This window comes from Streptomyces fragilis (assembly GCF_003112515.1).
GTDB lineage: Bacteria > Actinomycetota > Actinomycetes > Streptomycetales > Streptomycetaceae > Streptomyces > Streptomyces fragilis.
This window is the reverse complement of record NZ_BEVZ01000007.1, coordinates 75,677-95,166: the sequence shown is the minus strand read 5'-3', so window position 1 is coordinate 95,166 and position 19,490 is coordinate 75,677. Positions and strand designations below refer to the sequence as shown.

Sequence of the window (19,490 nt, the reverse complement as noted above, 5' to 3'; positions counted from 1 at the left end):
GACCACCGGGGCTCCACCCGGACGCGGGCCCGTCCTCCTCACCGGAGGGCGGGCCCGCGTCCGTGCGGGGGGAAGCCGTGCGGGGGAAGGGGTGGACGGCGGGCCGGCGTCGGTGGCGTGAGGGGGGAGACGGCGGCCCGCCGAGCGACCAGGGAACCGTGCCGCCCCGGAGTGGCGTAAGCACGCGTACCGGGCCTCATGCGGCGTTCCGTTCGCACCCCGTGTGAACCGGGACCCACTACCCTGGCGGAACCGAGGCACCGGAGGGCACCCCACATGACCCCGAGACAGCCCAACACCCTGCTGGACGCGCTCCTCGACGAGGCGGGCGTCTCGCACGCCGGTCTGGCCGCCCGGGTGAACGCCGCCGGGCAGGCCCGCGGCCTGCCCCTGCGCTACGAACACACCGCCGTGGCCCGGTGGCTGAAGGGGCAGCGGCCCCGCGGCCAGGTGCCGGACCTGATCTGCGAGGTGCTCTCCGCCCGCCTGCGCCGTCCGGTGACGCTGGACGACATCGGCCTCGGCGTCCCCGGAGCGCCCGCCTCGCCGCACGCGGGTTCGCTGTCCGGCTTCGTGGACCGCGCCACCGCGCTGTGGCGCTCCGACGAACTCCAGCGGCCGCACGTCCTGGGCGCGCCCGCCGTGACCGGGACGCCGGCCGTGATGCCGGTGTGGGAGTGGGAGAACCCGCCGGAGGACGCCGACGTCTCCCGCGGCGGCAGCCTGCGGGTGTCCCCGGACGACATCGAGACGCTGCGGGCGGCGCGCACCCACTACGAGCACATGTACCGCAAGGCCGGCGGGGTGGCGACCCGCGCCCGGGTGGTCGGCTTCCTCAACAACGAGGCGGCTCCGCTGCTGCGGGGCAGTTACCCCGACTCCACGGGGCGCCAACTGCACCGCGCCACAGGCGCGTTGGTCGCCGTGGCCGGGATCTGCGCCTACGACTCCGACGCCCAGGGCCTCGCCCAGCGGTACTTCCACCAGGCGCTGCGGCTGGCGAAGGCCAGCGGCGACCGCGGGCTGGGCGCGTACGTCATCGCCCTGCTCGTCAACCAGGCCCTGTTCATGCGGGAGTTCCGCCAGGCCGTCGCGTTCGCGGAGGCGGCGTTACGCACGGCCGGGCGGGACATCACCCCGGCCCTGGCCTCCGACCTCTACGCCATGCAGGCCAAGGCGTACGCACACCTCGGCGACGGCGCGGGCGCGCTCGCCCGCATCCGGCGGGCGGAGCAGGCCGCCGAGCGCATCCACCGCGGCCACGAACCCGACGAGACCGGCTACGTCCAGCCGGGCCTGGTCAACGTGCAGGTGGCGGAGGCGCTGCTGAGCCTCGGCGACCTGACCGCCGCCGGAGCGCACGCCGAGGCAGCCGTAGGCACTCCGGCGCACGACCGCGGCCGGGTGCACCGGCTGGCCATGCTCAGCCAGATCGAACTGCGCCGCGGGGACGCGGACAAGGCGGCCGTCACCGCCGCGGAGATGGCCCGGCTGGCCCGAGGCGTGGAGTCGCAGAGGCTCCGGGACCGGCTGCGCACGGTGCGCGAACACCTGCTGCGCAACGACTGCGCGGCCACCCGCGAGGCGGCCGAACTCATCGACGCGGCGCTGCGGGTGCCGCTGCGGTAGGCCCCGCACGAGCCGTACCGCGAGCCGTTCCGCTCCCTCATGGGCCCTGCTGCCGGCCCCCGCGCTGCTGCGATATTGCCACTCACTCGTCGAGAACCGTCGAAAGGTGGCAGAAACATGCAGTGGGCGAAACTGAGTGAGCAACACGTGTACGGAAACCGGTGGTTCGACGTCAACCTGGCCGACGTCCGGCTGCCCGACGGGCGGCACCTGGACCACTACCTGATCCGCATGCGGCCCGTCGCCGTGGCCACGATCGTCAACGAGGCCGACGAGGCGCTGCTGTTGTGGCGGCACCGGTTCATCACCGACAGCTGGGGGTGGGAGCTGGCCGCGGGGGTGGTGGAGGACGGGGAGGACCTCGTGGCGGCGGCGGCGCGTGAGCTGGAGGAGGAGACCGGCTGGCGGCCGGGGCCGCTGCGGCACCTGATGAGCGTCGAGCCGAGCAACGGGCTCACCGACGCCCGGCATCACGTGTACTGGGCCGAGGGCGGGGAGTTCGCCGGTCCTCCGGTGGACGACTTCGAGTCCCAGCGGCGGGAGTGGGTGCCGCTGAAGCTCGTTCCCGACCTGGTCGCCCGGGGCGAGGTTCCCGCCTCCGGCATGGCGGCCGCGCTGCTGCTCCTGCACCACCTGCGGCTCGGCCACGACCCGGCGGCCTGACCCACCCGCCGGCGCGCCGCTCCCGTCTACGGGGCGGGGGAGGGGGCGCCCTCCGCGCCTCCTCCCGCGGCCAGGGGGGAGCGGGCCAGGACGACGCAGCCGAGGGCGATCAGGGCCAGCCCGGCCAGCTGCGGCAGCAGCCACCAGCCGGTGCGCACGTGCTCGCCGAACAGCGTCACCCCGAAGCAGACGCTGATCAGCGCGTCGCCGAGGGTGAGCATCGGCTGGACTGCGACCAGCGAGCCGGCCTGGAGGGCGTTCTGCAGCAGGAACAGCGCGCCCACCCCCACGGCGGCGGTGGCGTAGAGCTGCCACGCCGTCAGCAGCGCCCCCACGCCGCCGGCGTCCAGCCGTGCCATCGCGTCCTTCATCAGCGCCGCGGTCAGCGAGTACGCGCAGGCCGCCGCCAGACCCAGCAGCGCGCCGCGGGCGTCGCCGCGCGTGCTCCGCGCGGCGACGATCAGCGCGGTCTCGAAGGCGGCGGTCGCCAGCAGCGCGAGGACCCAGGTCTCCCCGTCGACGCCTCCGTGCCCGCCGACCGGGTCGGCGGAGGCGAGGGCGAGCGCCAGCCCGCCCGTCACCGCGGCCACGCCGGCCCACAGGCGGCCCCGTACCCGGGTACGGGTGATCAGGCCCGCGATCAGCAGGGTCGCCGGCAGCTCGATCACGAAGATCGGCTGGACCAGGGCGATCGGTCCGGTGGCCAGGGCCACCGCCTGGCAGACGGCGGCCACGATCACCATGGCGATGCCCGCCAGCCACACCTTCTGCCGCAGCAGCCGCCCGAAGAGGGACAGCCGCATCGTCTGGTCGTCGGGGATCCGGCGGGCGGCCTGGCGCTGCAGCACCGTTGCCGTGCCGTTGCTGAACGCGGTGAGCACGGCGAAGAGGACGCTGATCACCCGCACCATCATGCGTGCGTGCGGCCCGGAGGGCGTGCTGCGACGTGCGAGCGTGCGAGTGGTGGTCACGGTCCGCGGCCGCCCACCGGGGGGCCGGCCGGTGGCGCGGCCGGCCACCGCGGATCAGTTGCCCACGGCCTGCCAGACGGTCACGGCCAGCGCTCCCAGGGAGGCGAGCGTGGCCACCGCCCGCAGGGGCCAGCGGTTGCGTTCCAGCGCGGTTACCCGCTCGGCGAGGGCGTCCAGCTCCTTCGCCGTCTCCTCGGCGCGGTGGCCGAGCAGGGCCAGTCCGCCGTCGACGCGTGCCTGCGCCACGTCGCAGCGGCGGCGCAGCTCGGCGACCTCCTTGGGCACCACCGGCTGTTCGGGGGTGGCGTTCACCGTTCGCTCCTTCCCTCACCGACCTCCGGCCTCGGCCGGCCGATTGTCGTACCAGCAGTCAACAGCGCCGGCGGGGAAGCGTGGGAGAGTGTGCGTCTGGCATATGCGCACCCCCGGCTCACACGGAGTGTGAAACCGCGTCACGCTGCGTCATCACCGGTGTCGTCGCCCTCGGTGTGGCGGATCACCACCACCGGGCAGGCGGCGTGCTGCACGCAGTGCTGGGACACCGACCCCAGCAGCAGCCCGGAGAAACCCCCGAGTCCGCGCGCCCCGACCACCAGCAGTTCGGCGCCCCGGGACGCGTCGATCAGCACGCCGGCGGCCGTGCCGTACCGCACCTCGCTGTGGACGGGCGCCTGTGGCCGGGGGCCCGCGGTCTCCAGCACCGCCTCCTCCAGCTCCTCCAGCGCGCGCGTCCGCAGGGCCGCCTCGTCGCTGCTCGGCGGGGGCAGCCACCCCAGGCTGCCGTGGAAGTGGGGGAAGTCCCAGGCGTTCAGCGCCTCCACCGTCCCCCCGGTGCGTTCCGCGTACCGGACCGCCCACCGCAACGCGGCCCTGGACGGGGCCGACCCGTCCACCCCGACCACCACGCGGCCCGGCTCCCCCTGCTCCCGCTGGTCGGCCATCCTGCCTCCTCCTTCGGCGCCGGGCGCCGCCGGGGGCGCGCCATGTCCCGACAAACAGTACATTCGGGACCGTAATACAGATCGGCCGAGCAGTCGGGCCGCGCCGCCGGGCCGCGCAGTCGGGCCACGCCGCCGGGACAAGCCGCCAGGCTTCCGCGCCGTCCGGGCGTGTGCCGGGGGCGCGGCCTCAGACGAACAGGACGCTGGAGGGCGCGGGCAGGTCGAGCGACCCGGCCCGCCGCGGGACGCCGTCCTCGTCGAGGTCGAACCAGGTCACGTCCCCCGACCGCTCGTTGGCCGCGTACAGCCGGCCGCCCGAGGGGTGCAGCACCAGGTCGCGCGGCCAACTCCCGCCGCACGGGACCGACGTGAGGACCTCCAGGCCCTCCCCGTCCTCCGAGACCGCCAGGACCACGATGGTGTCCGTGCCGCGGACCGCCGCCCACAGCCGCCGCCCGTCGAGGGAGACGACCGGCGCGGACGGCTGGACGTGCGCGTCCGTGCCGTCCGGGAACAGCGGGTACTCGCCGACCGCCCGCAGCTCCCCGCCCGCACCGTCCCACCGGCACACGGTGACCACCGGACGCAGCTCGCCGAGCACGTACACGTGCGTGCCGCGGGGGTGGACGGCCAGGTGGCGCGGGCCCGTGCCGGGCGGCAGCCGCAGCGCCGCGTGCAGGCGCAGCTCCCCGGAGGCGGCGTCCAGCTCGCAGACCCGCACCTCGTCGGTGCCCAGGTCGACGCTCAGCACCCAGCGGCCCGACGCGTCGGGCACCACCACCTGGTGGGCGTGCGGACCCTCCTGACGGTCGGCGTCCGGGCCTGACCCCTCGTTGCCCAGCTGCCCGCTCGGGGCGCCCGGGGCGCCGTCCGCGGCCAGCGGGAGCGCCGTCACGCTGCCGGAGCTGTAGTTGGCCGTCACCAGGTGACGGCCGGCCACGGCCAGATGCGTCGGATCGGCTCCCCGCACCGGCACCGGGCGGCCGATCGGCTCCGGCGCGGCCCCGGAGACGTCGTAGGCGGCCACCGCCCCCTCGGCCGTCTCCGACACGCAGTACAGGACCGGTCCGCCCGCCCCCCGCCCGAGGGCCAGGTACGACGGGTTGGGCACGGTGGCGACGGCGTCCGTCGGGGTCAGCGCCCCGGTGCCGGGATCCACGGTGGCCTGGACGATGCCCCGCCCGCCGCTCGTCGTGAACGAACCGATGAAAGCTCTCTGCGCGCCTGTGCTCGTCATGATGATCAGACTAGGAGCCGCCCCCGCGCACCGCGCGAAGGATCCACCCCGCGAGATGCCCTGAACGCATCAATCACCGCGGAGCCCGATTGCGGTCCGCCGCGGCCTCGGTGAGGGTGAGGAGGAGAAGCCCGGGCGGGGACGGGAGGGTCGCCCGCGCGGCCGACCGGACGACCGGAGCAATCATGGGCAACTTCCCCCTGACGTTCAGCCGCACCGGGGTCCGCGCCGGCGCCGGCCCCGGACGGCGCACGGCACGCGGGACGGGCGGCAGGCGATGAACATCCGGCGACTCGTCGTCCTCGGCGGCACCGGCGACCTGACCGGTCGCTACCTCCTGCCGGCCCTGGCCGCCCTCCACGCCGCCGGGCACATCGACGACCGGTTCACCCTGACCGCCGGCAGCAGGGAGGACTGGGACGGCGAACGGTACCGCCGGTGGGCCGCCGCCCAGCTCGAACGCCACGGCGCCGACCTGCCCCACGACGCCGTGCGCGCCGTCACGGCCGCCTGCGGCTACCGCAAGGTCGACGTCACCGACCCCGCCGAGGTGGCCGCCGTCGTCGCCGGCGACGATCCCGTCGCCGTCTACCTGGCGCTGCCCCCCGCGCTCTTCGCCGCGACGGTGACCGCCCTGCACGAGGCGGAACTGCCCCACGGCAGCCGCATCGTGACGGAGAAGCCGTTCGGCGAGAGCCTGCGGGACGCCGAGGAGCTCAACCGGCTCCTCGCCGACGTGCTGCCCGAGCAGGCGGTGTTCCGCGTGGACCACTTCCTGGCCATGACCACCGTGCAGAACCTGCTCGGCAGCAGGCTCGCCAACCGGGTCATGGAACCGATCTGGAACAGCACCCACATCGCCGAGGTGGACATCGTCTGGGACGAGACCCTCGCCCTGGAGGGCAGGGCCGGCTACTACGACCACGTCGGCGCGCTCAAGGACATGATCCAGAACCACCTGCTGCAGATCCTCTGCCTGGTCGCCATGGAGCCACCGCTGACCCTCGGCGAGCGGGACCTGCGCGACCGGAAGGTGGACGTGCTGCGCTCGGTGCGCCGCCTGACCGACGCCGACGTCGTCCACCGCACCCGCCGGGCCCGCTACGCCGCCGGGCGCGCCGGCGACCACGACGTGCCCGCCTACACCGACGAGGACGGGGTGGACGCGGGACGACGGACGGAGACCTTCGCCGAGGTCGAGCTGGAGCTCGACAGCTGGCGCTGGGCGGGCACCAGATTCCGGCTGCGCACCGGCAAGGGCCTCGGCCGTGACCGCATGGAGGTCGCGGTACGCTTCCGGCCCGTCCCCCACCTGCCGTTCGCGCAGGACGAGGACGTCCGGCCCAACGTCCTGCGCTTCGGTCTCGACCCGGAGAGCCTGAGCCTGGACCTCAACGTCGTCGGCTCCCAGGTGAAGAAGCTCACGCAGGTCTCGCTCAGCGCCCGGATGGACCCGCCCGCCCTGCCCGCCTACGGCCGGCTGCTGCTGGACGTGCTGCGCGGCGACCCCGCCCTCTCCATCCGCGGCGACGAGGCCGAGGAGTCCTGGCGGGTCGTCGAACCGGTGCTGTCGGCCTGGGAGCGGGGCCTGGTGCCGCTGGAGGAGTACCCGGCCGGCTCCGACGGGCCGCCGCGCCGCCACACTCCCGAGCGACGGGAGGATCTCCTCCACCAGGACGCGGTGCTCCCGCAGTGACCCTTCCCGGCGGAGCCCGCCCCCGCCCCGGCGACCGGCGCCCGTGCGTGGTGGTCATCGGGGTGTCCGGCGTGGGCAAGTCCACGGTCGCCCGGCTCCTCGCGGAGCGGCTCGGCCTGCCCTTCGCCGAGGCGGACGACTTCCACCCGCCCGCCAACATCCGCAAGATGTCCTCCGGCGTCCCCCTCGACGACCACGACCGCCGCTCCTGGCTGGAGACCGTGGGGCGCTGGCTCGACGACCACGACGCCGACGGCAGCGGGGGAGTGGTGTCCTGCTCCGCCCTGCGCCGGCGCTACCGCGACGCGCTGCGCTCCTCCTGCCCGTCCGCGTTCTTCCTCCACCTCACCGCCGAGCGCGCGCTCCTCGAGGCCCGGCTCCACGGCCGCACCGGGCACTTCATGCCGGAGACCCTGCTCGACTCCCAGCTCGCCGTCCTCGAGCCGCTCCAGCCCGACGAGCGGGGCGCCACCCTGGACGCCTCGCCGCCGCCCGAGGAGATCACCCGGCGGGCCGCCGAGGCGGTCACGGAGGCCGGGTGGAACTGAGCCGCGCTCCGCGCGGGACGCCCCGGGCGGCCGACGGACCGTCACCCGGACGGGTCCGGTGCGCTCGCCCCCGGCCCACGCCCGACCCAGGCTGTGAAGGTGGCGGAAAACGCCGCCGCCGGTTCAAGCACCAGGACGAAAGGTGACAGCCATGGCGGGCATCCCCGGTGAGGTGCGACACGACAGGACGCGGGCCGACGACCGTCCGGAGACCCCCAACCAGTTCGCCGGCATCGGCCTGGTCCTCAGCGGTGCGCTCAGCGTCCTCCAGGGCATCACGGGCATCGCCCGCGACCGCCTCTTCGGCACGCCGCTGCACTACGAGTACCGGTTCGACCTCACGGCCTGGGGCTGGATCCACCTCGTCATCGGCGTCGCGCTGCTGATCGGAGGGATCGCGCTCCTGCGCGGCGTCCCCTGGGGCCGCCCGGCCGGCCTGGCGCTCGCCGCGGTCAGCCTGGTCACCCAGTTCATGTTCATCCCCTACTACCCGGTCTGGTGCATCGCCGTGATGGTCCTGGACCTGATGGTCCTGTGGACCCTCGCCAGGCTCGCCGTCTGACCGTCGGCCCGACCTCGCGCCCCTGACCCGGTGAGGCCCTTGACCCGGTGACGTGTACGACCCGGTGAGGCTCCTGACCCGGTGACGTGCCGCACCCGGCAGGCTCCTGACCCGGTGACGCACGGTGGCCGCCCGGGAGCGGTGACGCTAGCGTGCACGGATGGACAGTGAGACGAAGGCGACGCACGCCTCCTCCTTCGGCGCGGCCGCGACCGCCTACGCCGAGCACCGCCCCGACTACGCCCACGCCGCCGTGCGCTGGGCCCTCGAGCCCGCCCCCGGAGCGCGCGTACTCGATCTCGGAGCCGGCACCGGCAAGCTGACCGCCACCCTGTCCCGGCTCGGCGCCGACGTGGTCGCGGTGGAGCCCGACCCGGCGATGCTGGCCGAACTGCGCCGCGCCCTGCCCGGCGTGCGCGCCCTGCCCGGCAGCGCCGAGGCGATCCCGCTGCCGGACGGCTCGGTGGACGCCGTGGTGGCCGGCAACGCCATGCACTGGTTCGACATGGCCGTCGCCGGCCCCGAGATCGCCAGGGTCCTGGCCCCCGGCGGCGTGCTGGCCGGCCTGTGGAACACCATGGACGACGCGGTCGACTGGGTCGCCGGACTCGCCCGCGTCAGCGGCAGCGCGGCCATCGGCCCGCGCGACACCCCCGGCAGCTGGCGCGCCGGGACGGCCGCGATGCACCTGCCCGCCGGCGGCGGCCCCGCGTGCTTCGGCTCGCCGGAACAGGAGCTCTTCCCGCACGGGCAGACCCGCACCGCGGCCTCCCTCGTCGCGACCCTCGGGACCCGCGCCGGAGTCCTGGTCATGCCGGACGAGGAACGGCGGGCGCTGCTGGACCGCGTCCACGCCTTCCTCACGAGCCGGCCGGAGACCGCCCACGGGGAGTTCACCCTCCCGCTGCTGACCGGCGTGCTGCGGGTGCGCAAGGTGTGAGCACCGGCGCCGGGGCACGCGGGCGTGACCTTCGGGGCCACCTGAGCCGAGGGCCCGCGACCGCGTCGGCAGCCGCGGCCCCGGAGTGGGGCCGCGGCCCCGGCGGCCCCGGTGGCATCCGTGGCCGGCGGGGGCCGCGGCCCGGGGTCAGGCGTCCACGGACTCCCGCCGCGCGGCGGCGGCCCGGTCCGAGGCGGCGATCCGCGCGGCGCGGTCCGGCATCGTGAAGGCGAAGACGGCGGCGACCGCGGAGATCACCGCGAGCACCAGGTACGCCTGCTGGAAGGCGGAGACCGGCGGGTGGGTGTCGGCCCCGGTGCCGACCGCGGCGGCCGAGGCCAGGACCACGGTCGCCACCGCGGGGGCGGTCGCGCCGGCCGCCTGCCGGACCACCGTGTTCAGGGTCGCGGCATGGGAGACGTCCGCCTTCCCGATGCCGGTGAACGAGGCGACAGTGGTGGGCATGAACACCCCGCCCATCGCCGCCCCCAGCAGGAACATCAGCGCGCGGAACGTCCACAGCGAGGAGTCCGCGTCCAGCCGGGAGAAGGCGACCAGCACCAGCGCCACGCCGAGCAGCCCGTAGCCGACGAGCCGGCGCGGACCGATCCGGGCGTAGAGCGGCGTGACGAGCTGCATGGTGAGCAGCACGCCGAACGCCTCCGAGAAGGTGCTGGACCCGGACACCCACGCGCTCAGCCCCAGCCCCTGCTGCAGGAAGAGCGGGCCGACGAACATCCCGCCCATGAACGCGGTGAAGCCGAGGAAGGCGACGATGTTGGTGTCGCGGAACAGGCGGTCGGTGAACAACCGCACCCGCAGGGCCGGTTCGGGCACCCGCAGCTCCACCGCCACGGCCGCCGTCAGCAGCACCGCGCCGCCGACCAGGCCGGCCAGCACCGGCACGCTGCTCCAGCCCATCTCGGCGGCCTCGCTGACGCCGAACATCAGCCCGGCGGTGCCGAAGGCCGTCAGGACCAGGCCGGGCACGTCCAGGCGGCCGGGGACGTGGTCGCGGTGCTCCTCGAGGAAGAGCAGGCCGAAGACGAGGACGGCGACACCGATCGGCAGGTTGGCGTAGAAGACCCAGCGCCAGGTCATGTTGTCGACCAGCCAGCCCGCGCCCATCGGGGCCAGGGCGGGCGCCACCTGCTGCGGGATGATCATGTAGCGGGAGACCTTCACCTGCTCGGACAGGCTGAAGGTGCGGTACAGCAGGGCTCCGGTGACCGGCAGCAGGATGCCGGCGGCGAGACCCTGGAGGGCGCGCCACAGGACGAGTTCGCCCAGTGACCCGGCCACGCCGCAGAGTCCGGAGGCGGCGGTGAAGACGGCGAAGGCCGTCAGGACGGTGCGGCGTCCGCCGAAGCGGTCGCCGAGCCAGGCCGACAGGGGAACGGCGAGGCCCACACAGACGGGGTAGACCACGACGACGGCGTCGAGACCCGCGGTGGCGAGTCCGAAGTCACGTCCGATGGAGGGCAGGGCGACGGTGGTGCCGGCTCCGTCCACGATGGACATGAACGCGGTGACCACACAGACGACGGGGACGACTATGCGCTGGTCGAGGCGCAGCGGGCGAACGGGCATGTGCTGAGTATACTCAGTATGTGTAGCCTCAGTACATCCCGTTCCGGTGGAGCTCGGACCGATCCGGGCCACCGGGCCCGCTCCCGCCCCGCGTGTGCGGTAGGAACGGGGGCGTAAGTCGCCGACCGCCACGAGCACAGGAGCATCAAGGTGAGGAACGTCCCGGGCAGCAGTGACCCGCTGATCGACGAGTTGTTCGCGACGACCCACCGTCTGCGGCTCTTCGTCGACAGCAGGCTGGCCGAGAAGGGCACCACCGTCGCCCAGTTGCGCGCCCTGCGGTTCCTCGCCCACGCCGCCGAGCCGATGCGCATGCGCGACCTCAGCGACATGCTCGGCGTCGCCGCCCGCACGGCCACCAGCGTCGTCGACGCCCTGGAGCGCGACGGTCTGGTCGTCCGCCTCCCGCACCCCACGGACCGCCGCGCCCACCTGCTCGCCCTCACCGACGCGGGCCGTGCCTGCCACCAGGAGGCCGAGGCGATGGACCGCGAGGCCCTGCGTGCCGCCACCGGCGCCCTCACCTCCGAGGACCGCACCACCCTGCGCACCCTGCTGGGCCGCATCCGCGACACCGTCGCCACCGCCGACCAGGACGGTCCCGGCCCTCGCAGGTGAGAGCGGTGTTCAGGCCCGGTCGGCCGAGAAGGTCGTGCGGTTGGCCCCGTGGACCCGTCCGTCCGGATGGCCGGGGGCCGAAGGGTCGCACGCGGCCTGGAGGGCGACCGTGAGACAGCCCGGCGGCTGCTCGATCCGGTGGGTCGCCCGCAACGTGAGCACCCCGTTCTCGAAGGTCCCCGCCACCGACGACCCGCGCGGCACCTGGGCGTTGGAGGGCGCCGGGTAGAACGCGAACACCCCGGTGGCGGTGCCGGTCCCCGAGGCGCCGCCCGCCGTCAGGGCGACGGCGGTGTCCAGCGAGACACCCGGCACGTAGGCGGGGGCCAGCCACGGCGGGTCCGCCCCTGGATCCGCGTCCACCACGCCTGCGGTGAACACCTCGTTCACGCGCCCGGGCGGCCGCCACCTCGCGCGCGAACCGTTGCCGGAACTCACGGTCCTCGATGCCAGGTCGAGCGGAATCGGACCGGCTACGGCAGAAGGGCCGGGCGCCCGCCGGAACGCGGAGGGGCGGGCGGCCGCATCCCGCCGTCCCCTCGAAGCGCGGACGGACGGCGGGGGCGGTCGATCGGCCGGCTCAGCCTCCGCAGCCGCTGACCGAGATGGAGGACACCGCGTTGTCGTAGAGGAACAGCAGTTCCTGCTTCGCGCCCGCCGGGATGCTGAAGTAGTAGCCGCGGTGGTCGATGTCGGTCCAGATGCAGACCTGATCGTTGCTGAGGTTCCACACCGAACTGGCCCGGTCGTTCCACGCCCAGCCGATGTTGAGGATGTCCGCCGGTTCGAGCTGCAGCACGTCACCGGTGTTGTTGTGGCCGTCGAAGAGGTAGATCTTCCCCGCGACGAAGCCGTCCTTGGGGTCGGCCGAGGCGGTTCCCGGGGCCGCCAGGACGACGGTCGAGGCGATGGCTGCCGCTACCGCCGCGGCCTTGAGCGTGAGTTTCATGAGGGTCCTTCCCGTTCTTCAGCGTTCGCTTCTTGAAGGCATCGGGTCGTAGGACGGTCCCCGCGCGCATGCGGTTCGCAGGGATGAGGATGCTCACAATTCCCCGAAAGGGCCCGCACGTTGGCGCTCCCATGGCCAACCCGATCGTTTCGGAACCGGCCACGGCGGCAGGTACTACGACATGTGCCCGCAGACGAGAGGGCCTCTACCGTGCGGTCCGGACCTGGCACCGGACGGCGGACCTCACCGGCCACCCGGGGCTCCGGTCAGGCCAGGTCAGTGCAGAGTGGGCCGGTAGACCAGCTCCTGGATGCGCCCGTCCAGGGTCCGGCTCTCCAGCAGCTCCAGGTCGAAGCCCTCGGCGCCCGCGAAGATCGGGTCCAGCCCCGTCCGGCCCGTCACGACGGGGAAGAGCGTCACCTGCAGCCGGTCCACCAGCCCGGCGGCCAGCAAGGCCCGGTTCATGGACAGGCTGCCGTGCGAGCGCAGGGGCACGTCCGACTCCTCCTTCAGCCGGGCGACCACCTCGACCGCGTCGCCGCCCACCACGGCGGCGTCCGGCCAGTCGAGGGGCTCGGCCAGCGTCGTCGACACCACCGTCAGGGGCAGGTTCCTCATCCTGGTCACCCACGGGTCGCGCACGTCGGAGTCCTCCGTGCTCTCCGCGAGCATCCGGGCGAACAGCCGGTAGGTGTTCGCCCCCAGCACCATCCGCTGCTCCGCCTCGTACAGCCCCAGGCGGTGTTCCAGCAGCTCCGGTCCCTGCTTGCCCCAGTAGCCGGTCCAGTCGCCGCCGGCGGCGCCGAAGCCGTCCAGGCTCATGAAGACGTCGAAGGTGTAGGTGGCGGTCATGCCGTCCTCCTCGGATGGTGCCGGCCGTGGGGGACCGGGCCAGGTGGGACCCTGCGTCGAACCGTCCCCCACCCTCGACCCGGCGGCCCCGCGGAACGCACCGCCATGCCCGCCGGCTTGGCGGCGACCACCCGAACGGCAGGGTGCGGAGGGAGCAGCGTCCGGGCCCCGGCCGGGGCCCCTTCACCTCGTCCGGGCTCCGGATATGCTCGGCACGGGAGATCGAACGGGGGAGCACCAGGTGGACGATGCCGTCGAACTGTCGCAGATGATCGCTCAGTTGCGACGCGAACTGAGCCGCGCCATGGCCGAGGGCGAAGGTGCGGACCTGCGCTTCGAAGCCGAACAGATCGAACTCGAGGTGAGCGTCGGAGTGGAGCGGAGCCGCGAGCCCGGCGCCCAGTTGAAGTTCTGGGTCTTCGAGGTCGGAGCGTCCGCCCGACGCGCGACGGCCCTCACCCAGCGCATCAACCTCACGTTGCGCCCCGTCCGAACCGACCGCCCGGATCAGCCCACGCTGATATCCGGTCGCGAACTCCTCGACGAGTACTGACATCCGTCCCCGCGGAAGCCGGGAAGGCGAAAGAGAGCCGTCGATGAGCACAGCACATCGGTCCACCGCGGGCATCGAGCCGCGGCGCATCGCGGAGATCATCGTGGCGACCCCCGACGGCAGGCGTCGGGGGTCGGGATACCGCGTCACCGGAGCGTGCGTCCTCACCGCGGCGCACGTGGTCTCGGACGCCACGGAGGTGACCGTCCGCTGCGACGCGGACCGCCCCGGGGAGTGGTCGGCCACCGCCCAGGTGTCCTGGGCCGACCCCGCCACCGACCTGGCCGTGCTCACCCTCGAACGCCCGGCCGGTGGTGATCCGGTGGAGCCCGCCCGCTTCGCCCGTGTCCCGGAGGAGCGGCACGCCGTCGTTCCCGTCCACGCCGCCGGATTCCCGCTCTGGAAGCAGCGCAGGAGGCCCGGAGGCGGGGCGTTCCGCGAACTCCATCAGGCGGACGGAACCGTCGCGGCGCTCTCCAACCTCCGTACCGGGACACTGGAGATCACCGTCGCCCCCGCGGGCGGGGACCCCGATCCCAGGTCGTCCCCCTGGGCGGGGATGTCGGGCGCCGCTCTCTGGGCCGGTGACGCGATCGTCGGTGTGATCGCCGAACACCATCGCTGGGAGGGGTCGGGCAGGCTGACTGCCGTCCGCATCGACACCGCCCTCCGCCAGGCCGACACCGCCGCCGCCACGGCCCTGGCCGGACTTCTCGGCGTCGAGGCCCCGACCGACCTGCCGCTCGTCCGCACCCCGGATACCCCGCACGTCGCCGGGGACGAGCAGAACGCGGGCTCGGAGCGCCCACGGAAAAGAGTCATCGGCCTTCCCGTGGCCCACGGCATCGAGCTCTTCAAGAACCGTACGGAACAACTGGCCCGCGCCGGCTGGCACCTGGCCGACCCCACCATCCGCATGGTTTCTGTCGTCGGACGGCGCGGCATGGGCAAGAGCGCGCTCGCGGCCAAGCTGATGGAACAACTCGACCGCGGGGCATGGCCCGGCCGTACCCGGATCCCCGTCGTCTCCGGCTTGGTCAACCTCAGCACGCGCACCTCCGGCATCTCGCTGGAGCGCCTCTTCTTCGACTGCGCCCGACTGCTGCCCGCCGACGTCCGAAGACACCTGGAGAGTGTCTGGGCGAGCGGTCTTCCCGTCCCGGACAAGGTCCAGGAACTGTTCGAGGCGCTCGGCGACCGCCTGGTCGTCATCCTCATGGACAACTTCGAGGATCTCCTGACCGACGAGGGAGACATCACCGACGAGGAGATCGCCGTCTTCCTCGACTGTCTGTTCCGCACCGGGACGGCCCCACGCCTGCTGATCACCACCCAGATACCCGTGCGACTCAAGCCCGAGCTGCGGAGATTCGCCGCACAGGTCGAGCTGACCGAAGGCCTGGGAGCGGACGAGGCCGTGGAACTGCTGCGGGAACTGGACCGCGACGGTGCCCTCGGCCTCGCCGAGCTCTCCGACGAGGAGCTGCTGAGCGCCTCCGTCCGTGTGCACGGCGTGCCGCGGGCACTCGAGCTCATGGTGGGCGCGCTGGCCGACCAGAGCATCGAACTCCCGACCCTGCACCAGGTCCTGGAGGACTTCGTCCAGCGCGAGAACGTGGTCGAAGCGCTGGCCCACGACCGGTACCGCCGCCTCGACGGACCGAGCCGCACCGTGCTCCAGGTGCTCGCCGCCCTCCGCACCCCGGTGTCCCGCGGTGCTCTCGAGGAGATCGTGTCCCGGATCGACCCCGAGGTGGATCTCGGACTGGCACTCAGCAAACTGCTCCACGTGCGGCTGGTCTCCGCCCACCGGGCCACCCGCACCTTCTCGCTCCACCCGATGGACGCCGATCTCGCCTATGCCGGCATGCCACTGGACGGCCCGTCAGGACGACGCACCACCGAGCGCCGGATCGCCGACTGGTACGCCAACGCCGCGATGCCCGCCCCCGCCTGGCGCACCCTGGACGACCTCGAGCCGTTGCGGCGCCAGTTCCTGCACCTCGTCCGCGCAGGCGATCACGACGACGCCGCCATGGTCCTCGGAGAGATCAGCGAATGGATGGTGTGGAAGGGGTCGGTCCTCACCGCCCTCTCCTTCCACGCAGTGATCGACGGGCTGGTGCACGACGACCGGGCGCGCCTCACCCACCTGATCGCCTACGGCCACGCACGCCTCAGCGGCGGACCCATGGAACAGGCGCTGGACCTCTTCCGCCAGGGAGCGGAGCTGGCCCGACGGCTCGACGACCCGGTGGCGCTGCAGAGCGCCGTGTTCGGACTGGGCGACACCTACCGGCAGTTGGGCAGGCCGGAGGACTCCGTCGAGCCACTGTCGGAGGCGAGCGCACTCGCTCGCCGCAGCGGCGACACGGAGACCGAGATCCATGCCCTCCTCTCGCTCAGCCTGACCCTCAGTTACCTCCACAGGGGCGAGGAGGCACTGGCCGCCGCGGACGAACTGGGCGCCGTCGCCTCCCGGACGGGTCAGCCCCTGACGGACGCACGAGCCTGGAACGCCCGCACGATCGCCCTGCTGACGCTCGGCCGCTGGGAGGAAACGGTGCGCTCCGGAGCCCGCGCCGCCGAGGCGTACCGGGCGGCGGGCAGCCAGGAAGCGATCGCCTACGCGCTCAACGCCCAAGGGCTTGCCCTCCTCGCCCTCCGGCGCACGGACGAAGCGCGGGCCGCTCTCGAGGACGCCCTGCGGGAAGCCTCCCTCATGGAGAATCCGCGGGCCGAGGGAGTCTGTCTCTGCAACCTGGCCTGGGCGCACTGGAAGGCCGGCGACTGGGACCGCAGCGCCGAGTCCGCCGAGCGGGCCTCGGCCACCCTCCAGATCGCCGGCGCGGCGGAACGCGCCGCCGCGGTGGACCTGGCGGAGGCGGCGCGCGCGATGGGCCGGTCCGAGCCGGGAACGGCGGCCACGGCTCTGACGCGGGCAGCCGGCGCCCTCACCGGCAACGCCGAGGTGATCACCGCGTCCTGGCTCCTCCAGGAGGCGGAGCACCTCAGGGCCGGCGGCGCGTGGTGACGTGGGAGGGCTCCGAGCTGCGGGTGCAGCTGGGAGCCCCCGGGCGCGCGGTCGGACGACGTCAGCCGTAGGTGTAGAACCCCGACCCCGTCTTGCGGCCGAGCCGGCCCGCGTCGACCATGCGCTGGAGCAGCGGCGGGGCGGCGTACAGGGGCTCCTTGTACTCCTCGTACATGGAGTAGGCGACCGAGGCCACCGTGTCCAGGCCGATCAGGTCGGCGAGTTTGAGGGGGCCCATCGGGTGGGCGCAGCCCATCTCCATGCCGTTGTCGATGTCCTCACGGCTGGCGATGCCGGACTCGAACATCCGGATCGCCGACAGGAGGTAGGGGATCAGCAGCGCGTTGACCACGAAGCCGGAGCGGTCTTGGGCGCGGATGGAGTGCTTGCCGAGCGCCTTCTCGGCGAACAGCTGCGCGCGGCTGAGGGTGCCCTCGGAGGTGGTCAGCGCGGGGATCAGTTCGACGAGCTGCTGCACCGGCGCCGGGTTGAAGAAGTGGATGCCCACCACCTGGTCGGGCCGCGAGGTGGCGACCGCCAGCTTCACCAGCGGGATCGAGGAGGTGTTGGAGGCCAGGATGGCGTCCGGGCGGGTGACCACCTGGTCGAGGACCTGGAAGATCTCCGTCTTGACCTGCTCGTTCTCCACGACGGCCTCGATGACCAGGTCGCGGTCGTGGAACTCGCCGAGGTCCGTGGTGAAGTCCAGGCGCGCCTCGGTGGCCTCGCGCTCCTCCTCGGTGAGCTTGCCCCGCTCCACCGCCCGCTGGAGAGAGGTGAAGACCCGGGTGCGTCCGATCTCCAGGGCCTCGCCGGTCGCCTCGGCGACCTTCACGTCCAGACCGGCGCGGGCGCAGACCTCGGCGATACCGGCTCCCATCTGGCCGGAGCCCACCACTCCCACGCGTTCGATGTCGCTCACATCGTCCCTTTCGTGATCATCGGGTCGGACAGGGTGCCGTCGGTCGGCGCCTGCTCCGATCGAGCACGTTACCTTCGCGGCTCCGACGATCGATCATTCGGGTGGGGCATGCTGGGTGGCCGCTGTCCCAGCGGTACTGCCCGTGGCCGGGCAGCCGCGAAACGTGAGGGGTCACATCCGATGGCAGGACTCTCCCGGCGGACGTTCGCCACCGTCGCCGTCACGGCGATGCCCGCCCTGCTGGCCACGGGCGCCGCCGCGCCGGCGGCCGGAGGCTCGGCCGTGACCGGCCCCGCGCGCGCGGGCGGCGGTGGCGGGGCGCCGGCCGGGGCGATGCGCGGGATGTGGCTGGCCACCGTGGGCAACCGGGACTGGCCCTCGCGCCCCGGACTGAGCGCCGCCCGCCAGCGCGACGAACTGCTGCGGTACCTGGACGCCGCGGTGCGGCGGCGGCTGAACACCGTGATCTTCCAGGTCAGGCCCACCGCGGACGCCTTCTGGCCGTCCCGGTACGAGCCCTGGTCCGCCTACCTCACCGGCACCCAGGGCAAGAACCCCGGCTGGGACCCGCTGGGCACCGCCGTGACCGAGGCGCATGCCCGCGGGCTCGAGCTGCACGCCTGGTTCAACCCCTTCCGGGTGGCCGCGCACACCCAGCCGTCCCGCCTGGTCGCCGGGCACCCCGCGCGCAGGCACCCGGACTGGGTGGTGCCCTACGGCGGCAAGCTGTACTACAACCCGGGCCTGCCGGAGGTCCGCGCCTTCGTGCAGGACGCCGTCCTCGACGCCGTGAAGCGGTACCCGGTCGACGCGGTCCACTTCGACGACTACTTCTACCCGTACCCGGTGGCGGGACAGACCTTCGGCGACGCGGCCGCCCACAAGGCGCACGGGGCCGCGTTCCCCTCCCGCGCCGCCTGGCGCCGCAACAACGTCGACCTGCTGGTCAAGGAGACCGCCGCGCGGATCCGCGCCGCCCGTCCGGGGACGCGGTTCGGGATCAGCCCGTTCGGCGTCTGGCGCAACGCCTCCACGGACCGGCGCGGTTCCGACACCCGCGGCGGCGTGCAGACGTACGACGACCTGTACGCCGACACCCGCAAGTGGGTGCGCGGCGGCTGGATCGACTACGTGGTGCCGCAGCTGTACTGGCACATCGGGCAGAGCGCGGCGGACTACGCGGTGCTCGCCGAGTGGTGGGCGGACACCGCACGCGGCTCCGGCACCGCCCTGTACCTCGGCGAGGCGCTCTACAAGGCGGGCGACCCGAAGCAGGCCGCCGCCTGGCAGAACACGCGCGAACTGTCCCGCCACCTCGAGCTCGCGGCCGCGCTGCCCGAGGTGGGGGGTCACGTGTTCTTCTCCGCCAAGGAGGTCGCGGCCGACCCGAGCGGCGCCATGGCCCGGGTCGTCGCGGACCACTACGGCGGCTGAGCGTCCGGGCGGGTCGTCCAGTGGTGTCGTCCGGCGGCGCCGCGTTCAGGCGCGTCTCCGGTGGTGTCGTCCGGTGGCGTCGTCCGCGCGGGCCGGGGCCTCGCTACAGGCGGTGGCCGCCGCTGTCGGTGACGCCCCGACCGGTGGTCAGGTGCTTCACCTCGGTGTCCGGGCCGGGCCAGACCATCGCCTCGTTGCCGTCGTCCAGCCGCACCCGGTAGGGCGGGGAACCCTCCGGGCCGAGCACCTCGATCACCTCGGCCGTCCGGTCGGCCGCTCCGACCACCCTTCCGTGGGTCAGCAGCCGGTCTCCCACACGTGCGTACATCGGCGGGCCTCCTCGTCCAGTGG

General features: G+C 73.6%; 20 protein-coding genes. 10 read left to right on the top strand and 10 right to left on the bottom strand.

All coding sequences use genetic code 11. The features are described from left to right. Positions 1 to 276: 276 nt before the first annotated feature. Both Sfr03f_RS24025 and Sfr03f_RS24020 read left to right on the top strand, forming a co-directional pair. Positions 277 to 1,629, top strand: a complete 1,353-nt coding sequence (locus Sfr03f_RS24025) for an NsdA family TPR-like regulatory protein (protein WP_108956108.1) — start codon at positions 277 to 279, stop codon at positions 1,627 to 1,629. A gap of 117 nt (positions 1,630 to 1,746) precedes the next feature. Next, positions 1,747 to 2,292 (top strand): NUDIX domain-containing protein, encoded by a 546-nt coding sequence (locus tag Sfr03f_RS24020; protein WP_108956107.1) that lies wholly within the window; start codon positions 1,747 to 1,749, stop codon positions 2,290 to 2,292. 26 nt (positions 2,293 to 2,318) lie between these two features. Here Sfr03f_RS24020 and Sfr03f_RS24015 read toward each other — a convergent pair whose 3' ends face one another. The 4 genes from Sfr03f_RS24015 to Sfr03f_RS24000 all read right to left on the bottom strand — a co-directional run bounded on the left by Sfr03f_RS24015 (position 2,319) and on the right by Sfr03f_RS24000 (position 5,441). Then, positions 2,319 to 3,194 carry a DMT family transporter gene (locus tag Sfr03f_RS24015; RefSeq protein ID WP_174721642.1) on the bottom strand — a complete coding sequence of 292 codons (876 nt, stop codon included), beginning with the start codon at positions 3,192 to 3,194 and terminating at the stop codon, positions 2,319 to 2,321. 123 nt (positions 3,195 to 3,317) lie between these two features. Then, the gene (locus Sfr03f_RS24010) at positions 3,318 to 3,575 is read right to left on the bottom strand and encodes a hypothetical protein (protein WP_108956105.1); all 258 of its coding nucleotides are present in this window, start codon (positions 3,573 to 3,575) and stop codon (positions 3,318 to 3,320) included. 140 nt (positions 3,576 to 3,715) lie between these two features. Beyond that, entirely contained in the window at positions 3,716 to 4,204 is a 489-nt protein-coding gene (locus Sfr03f_RS24005) for a universal stress protein (protein ID WP_108956104.1), read from the bottom strand. 187 nt (positions 4,205 to 4,391) lie between these two features. Next, on the bottom strand, positions 4,392 to 5,441 hold the full coding sequence (locus Sfr03f_RS24000) for a lactonase family protein (protein ID WP_108956103.1): 1,050 nt from the start codon (positions 5,439 to 5,441) through the stop codon (positions 4,392 to 4,394). Between the two features lie 277 nt (positions 5,442 to 5,718). Here Sfr03f_RS24000 and Sfr03f_RS23995 point away from each other — a divergent pair, with 277 nt between their 5' ends. From Sfr03f_RS23995 to Sfr03f_RS23980, 4 genes are all read left to right on the top strand, one after another. Next, a complete protein-coding gene (locus Sfr03f_RS23995) occupies positions 5,719 to 7,137 on the top strand; it encodes a glucose-6-phosphate dehydrogenase (RefSeq protein ID WP_108956102.1) in 1,419 nt (472 codons plus the stop codon). A gap of 71 nt (positions 7,138 to 7,208) precedes the next feature. Further along, on the top strand, positions 7,209 to 7,685 hold the full coding sequence (locus Sfr03f_RS23990; RefSeq protein WP_245967731.1) for a gluconokinase: 477 nt from the start codon (positions 7,209 to 7,211) through the stop codon (positions 7,683 to 7,685). Between the two features lie 151 nt (positions 7,686 to 7,836). After that, positions 7,837 to 8,247 carry a DUF7144 family membrane protein gene (locus Sfr03f_RS23985; RefSeq protein WP_245967730.1) on the top strand — a complete coding sequence of 137 codons (411 nt, stop codon included), beginning with the start codon at positions 7,837 to 7,839 and terminating at the stop codon, positions 8,245 to 8,247. Positions 8,248 to 8,407: 160 nt separating this feature from the next. Next, positions 8,408 to 9,187, top strand: coding sequence for a class I SAM-dependent methyltransferase (locus tag Sfr03f_RS23980; protein ID WP_108956100.1), 780 nt, complete (start codon positions 8,408 to 8,410; stop codon positions 9,185 to 9,187). 147 nt (positions 9,188 to 9,334) lie between these two features. Here the strand turns inward: Sfr03f_RS23980 and Sfr03f_RS23975 are convergent, their stop codons facing one another. Next, the gene (locus tag Sfr03f_RS23975) at positions 9,335 to 10,777 is read right to left on the bottom strand and encodes a DHA2 family efflux MFS transporter permease subunit (RefSeq protein ID WP_108956099.1); all 1,443 of its coding nucleotides are present in this window, start codon (positions 10,775 to 10,777) and stop codon (positions 9,335 to 9,337) included. A 150-nt stretch (positions 10,778 to 10,927) separates the two neighbouring features. Here Sfr03f_RS23975 and Sfr03f_RS23970 point away from each other — a divergent pair, with 150 nt between their 5' ends. Further along, positions 10,928 to 11,395 (top strand): MarR family winged helix-turn-helix transcriptional regulator, encoded by a 468-nt coding sequence (locus Sfr03f_RS23970; RefSeq protein ID WP_108956098.1) that lies wholly within the window; start codon positions 10,928 to 10,930, stop codon positions 11,393 to 11,395. Positions 11,396 to 11,404: 9 nt separating this feature from the next. Here the strand turns inward: Sfr03f_RS23970 and Sfr03f_RS31600 are convergent, their stop codons facing one another. From Sfr03f_RS31600 to Sfr03f_RS23955, 3 genes are all read right to left on the bottom strand, one after another. Further along, positions 11,405 to 11,785 (bottom strand): hypothetical protein, encoded by a 381-nt coding sequence (locus tag Sfr03f_RS31600; RefSeq protein ID WP_108956097.1) that lies wholly within the window; start codon positions 11,783 to 11,785, stop codon positions 11,405 to 11,407. Positions 11,786 to 11,975: 190 nt separating this feature from the next. Further along, entirely contained in the window at positions 11,976 to 12,344 is a 369-nt protein-coding gene (locus tag Sfr03f_RS23960; RefSeq protein WP_108956096.1) for a peptidase inhibitor family I36 protein, read from the bottom strand. A gap of 276 nt (positions 12,345 to 12,620) precedes the next feature. Beyond that, a complete protein-coding gene (locus Sfr03f_RS23955) occupies positions 12,621 to 13,196 on the bottom strand; it encodes a dihydrofolate reductase family protein (RefSeq protein ID WP_108956095.1) in 576 nt (191 codons plus the stop codon). Positions 13,197 to 13,437: 241 nt separating this feature from the next. Between Sfr03f_RS23955 and Sfr03f_RS23950 the strand changes: the two genes are divergently transcribed. Both Sfr03f_RS23950 and Sfr03f_RS23945 read left to right on the top strand, forming a co-directional pair. Beyond that, on the top strand, positions 13,438 to 13,749 hold the full coding sequence (locus tag Sfr03f_RS23950; RefSeq protein WP_108956094.1) for a trypco2 family protein: 312 nt from the start codon (positions 13,438 to 13,440) through the stop codon (positions 13,747 to 13,749). 43 nt (positions 13,750 to 13,792) lie between these two features. Continuing rightward, positions 13,793 to 16,783 (top strand): trypsin-like peptidase domain-containing protein, encoded by a 2,991-nt coding sequence (locus Sfr03f_RS23945; RefSeq protein ID WP_108956093.1) that lies wholly within the window; start codon positions 13,793 to 13,795, stop codon positions 16,781 to 16,783. A 61-nt stretch (positions 16,784 to 16,844) separates the two neighbouring features. Here the strand turns inward: Sfr03f_RS23945 and Sfr03f_RS23940 are convergent, their stop codons facing one another. Further along, a complete protein-coding gene (locus Sfr03f_RS23940; protein WP_170145146.1) occupies positions 16,845 to 17,705 on the bottom strand; it encodes a 3-hydroxybutyryl-CoA dehydrogenase in 861 nt (286 codons plus the stop codon). Positions 17,706 to 17,885: 180 nt separating this feature from the next. Between Sfr03f_RS23940 and Sfr03f_RS23935 the strand changes: the two genes are divergently transcribed. Beyond that, positions 17,886 to 19,139: a glycoside hydrolase family 10-like protein gene (locus Sfr03f_RS23935; protein WP_108956091.1), complete on the top strand. Its 1,254-nt coding sequence runs from the start codon at positions 17,886 to 17,888 to the stop codon at positions 19,137 to 19,139. 103 nt (positions 19,140 to 19,242) lie between these two features. On the opposite strand, the gene Sfr03f_RS23930 is transcribed toward Sfr03f_RS23935, so the two are convergent. Then, entirely contained in the window at positions 19,243 to 19,467 is a 225-nt protein-coding gene (locus tag Sfr03f_RS23930) for a DUF1918 domain-containing protein (RefSeq protein ID WP_108956090.1), read from the bottom strand. Positions 19,468 to 19,490 lie beyond the last annotated feature (23 nt).